The sequence below is a fragment of the Natrialba sp. INN-245 genome, assembly GCF_009807105.1.
Lineage (GTDB): Archaea > Halobacteriota > Halobacteria > Halobacteriales > Natrialbaceae > Natrarchaeobius > Natrarchaeobius swarupiae.
In genome coordinates this window covers 1-448 of record NZ_WUBV01000061.1, presented here as the reverse complement: position 1 = coordinate 448, position 448 = coordinate 1, and the positions used below count along the sequence as shown (strand labels likewise).

Below are 448 nucleotides of genomic sequence, written 5' to 3'. Positions count from 1 at the left end.
TTGAATACGCCTTGTCAAGTTGTTTCTGCCGAAGACGAACCGTGTCGCTGTGCTCTTTGATTCGATCTTCGACGCGGTAGTCGATATCAAGCGGATTAGCCGTGTTTCGTGGGTTATACGGGGCAATCGGCACGACCGCCTGCGCCAGCAGGTGGTCGTGCCACTCAAGCATGTCAAACTCCGAGTCACCGATCATCCAGCGTGGCGATTCGACGGCGAGCGCGTCATGTGTGACGCGCATCGCCGTCTCCTGATTGACTTTCTTGGCTGGTGTGAACGCTGCTGCGACAGGAATGTTGTTCGCTGCGGTCACGATACAGCAGCCGTAGCCGTAGTAGAAGTCATCTTCAGGGTGATCGTAGTTCCACTTGGCGTCCTCATCACGCTGATCGACAGGAATGTCTGTTCCATCGATTCGGAAGCGCTTGCCGAGCGGAACCTGCTCGGC

The 448-nt window shown here is 56.2% G+C and carries 1 protein-coding gene; it reads right to left on the bottom strand.

All coding sequences use genetic code 11. From position 1 onward, the window contains the following. Nucleotides 1–448 (bottom strand): transposase (locus GRS80_RS15960; RefSeq protein ID WP_160048430.1); only part of this gene is annotated, 448 nt, incomplete at both ends.